The sequence below is a fragment of the Streptomyces sp. NPDC058964 genome (assembly GCF_042741275.1).
GTDB lineage: Bacteria > Actinomycetota > Actinomycetes > Streptomycetales > Streptomycetaceae > Streptomyces.
In genome coordinates this window covers 1-2,375 of the sequence record NZ_JBHYKH010000839.1, presented here as the reverse complement: position 1 = coordinate 2,375, position 2,375 = coordinate 1, and the positions used below count along the sequence as shown (strand labels likewise).

At 67.8% G+C, this 2,375-nt stretch carries 1 protein-coding gene and 3 pseudogenes; 3 read left to right on the top strand and 1 reads right to left on the bottom strand.

Annotated elements, in window-relative coordinates:
- Window positions 1-94: 94 nt before the first annotated feature.
- Window positions 95-440: pseudogene (locus ACFW2E_RS45435) on the bottom strand (transposase); the annotation flags it as partial.
- 422 nt (window positions 441-862) lie between these two features.
- Between ACFW2E_RS45435 and ACFW2E_RS45430 the strand changes: the two are divergent.
- From ACFW2E_RS45430 to ACFW2E_RS45420, 3 genes and pseudogenes are all read left to right on the top strand, one after another.
- Window positions 863-985, top strand: a pseudogene (locus ACFW2E_RS45430) (transposase); the annotation flags it as partial.
- A 38-nt stretch (window positions 986-1,023) separates the two neighbouring features.
- Window positions 1,024-1,518, top strand: a pseudogene (locus ACFW2E_RS45425) (acyl-CoA dehydrogenase family protein); the annotation flags it as partial.
- A gap of 1 nt (window position 1,519) precedes the next feature.
- Window positions 1,520-2,233 (top strand): SDR family oxidoreductase, encoded by a 714-nt coding sequence (locus ACFW2E_RS45420; protein WP_384477641.1) that lies wholly within the window; start codon window positions 1,520-1,522, stop codon window positions 2,231-2,233.
- Window positions 2,234-2,375 lie beyond the last annotated feature (142 nt).

Sequence of the window (2,375 nt, the reverse complement as noted above, 5' to 3'; positions counted from 1 at the left end):
ACCTCCTCGGCCCCTGAGGCCGCCGATCCTTCCGGATCTCGAAGTCCATCGCACCCCTTGAACTGGGGTGTTGCGACGACCACTAGAACGGAAGGTACTGCGGGGCCACCGCGACCGACATCCTCCCGTCCTTGGGCACCGACACATCGTCGATTACCCACGCCGTCGGGGCGATCAGCGGCAGCATCCGCTCGCAGATCCGCCGCTGCACCGGCTGCGGATCCCAGGTCGACTGGTTCACGAACTGCTGCAGGTTCTGCTCGTTGCCGTCCGGCAGCCGCGGCCATCGCCTGGATGGACTTGCGGCGACCGTCCAGCATCAGTCCCCGCAGGTAGCAGTCGCCCTTGGCCCGCTGGTCCTTCCGCGGCACGGAGGCGAACACATCAGCGACGAATAACCCCAACGCCGCCCGGACTCGGTTCACTTCATGTGCGTCCACACACCCAACATGCTCCTGAACAGGCCCGGCAGGAAGACCTAACGGAGTCCTACTAGAGCCTGTCTGGCAAATGATCACTGAGCCGGGATGCGTGCTTGGTCCAGTTCCCCTTGCCGCTCCGAGGCCGAGCAGCGATTCTGGGCCGGTGCCAGGGCAGGGGAAGAGGAAGCAGCGGCAACAGGCAGAGTGGCAGCGACGTGCTGCTCGCACTGCGCCGGACATGGGGCGGTGGAAAGTGATCTGTGAGGTCCGGGACATGGCGGAGCTACGCGCTCACTTGCGCCGGCTTCGGGAGGCGCGGATCGACGCGTCGATGATCCGGATCGAGACGCTGTGTGGCCGCCTGACGCACCCGACCACGTATCGGCTGAGCCGGTTCGTGGCGGAGGACCCCGCGTGTGAGCCCGACAGCGAGCACTCGGATGATTGATCTTGCGGCAGGTCGAGGTGAGTTGACGGACGCGGCATGCGAGCGAATAGGACCTCTGCTGCCGCAGGTGGACGGGCGTGGCCGTCCGTGGCGTGATCACCGGCAGGTGCTCAACGCCCAGGACCGTGAGGGGCACGCCGAGATCGACTTCTCGGCCGTATCCACCACTGCATGCGGGCCATCGGCGCGGCCGAGCGGGCACTGGAGTTGATGTGCCGGCGCGCGCAGTCACGAGTGACCTTCGGCAGTCCGGTTGCCGAACGGTCCAACATCCAGGACTGGGTCGCGGAAGCGCGCATCGACATCGAGATGGTCCGCCTGCTCACGCTCAAGGCCGCCTATCTGATGGACACGGTCGGGAACAAGGAAGCGCGCACCGAGATCGCGGCCATCAAGGTGGCCGCCCCGAACATCGCGTTGAAGATCATCGACCGTGCGATCCAGGTGCATGGAGCAGCAGGAGTCACGGAGGATTTTCCGTTGGCGATGATGTACGCGCAGCTGCGGACGCTGCGGCTGGCGGACGGTCCCGACGAGGTTCACGAGCGGGCCATCGCCGGGCACGAACTGCGCCGGTACCGCGACGGGGCCGCTGCGGTGGCGAGCGGCACGGGCACCCTCGGCGGCCACAAGGCAGTGGTGAGCTGAGATGCCGGGACTGGATCTCACCGATCGCACCGCCGTCGTCACGGGGGCCTCGCGCGGTATCGGGCTGGCGATCGCCCAGGCCATCGCCGCCGCTGGCGGCAACGTCGTCCTCACCACCCGCTCCCAGGAGGCGGCGGACGCCGCCGCGGCCCAGGTCGGGGGCACGGCGGTCGGCGTCGCGGCGCACGCGGTCGACGAAGAAGCCGCCCGGCGCTGTGTCGATCTGACGCTCGAGCGATTCGGGACCCTGGACATCCTCGTCAACAACGCGGGGACCAACCCGGCCTTCGGGCCCGTCATCGACCAGGATCACGGTCGGTTCGCCAAGACCTTTGATGTGAACCTGTGGGCTCCCGTCCTGTGGACGGGTCTGGCCACGCGGGCCTGGATGGGCGAGCACGGCGGTGCGTTCGTCAACACCGCGTCGGTCGGTGGCATGGCCTTCGAGGCGAACATCGGGTTGTACAACGCGTCGAAGGCCGCACTGATCCACCTCACCAAGCAACTGGCCCTGGAACTCTCGCCGAAGGTTCGCGTCAACGCTGTGGCACCAGGTGTGGTGCGCACGAAACCGGCCGAGGCTCCGTGGAAGGAGCACGAGCAGGCCGTGTCCGCCTCGACGGCGCTCGGGCGCATAGGAGATCGACGACATCGCCTCGGCAGTCGCGTTTCTCGTCTCGGACGCCGCGAGTTGGATCACCGGCGGGGTCCTTGACGCGCGAGCGCCGTCGGTCGATCGCGGGGTGGAGACGGACCTGCGACTCGTGCGCCCGTGGCGTTGTTGCCCGGGCGTAGCACCCCGGTGCCGGGTATCCAGGGAATGAGGTGTGGCCGGACTGTGGCCGGTCCTGTCGGCC

What these genes read in the sequence shown, in the direction of transcription:
- ACFW2E_RS45420 (WP_384477641.1), top strand. Translation starts at nt 1,520, where the DNA reads ATGCCGGGACTGGATCTCACCGATCGCACCGCCGTCGTCACGGGGGCC.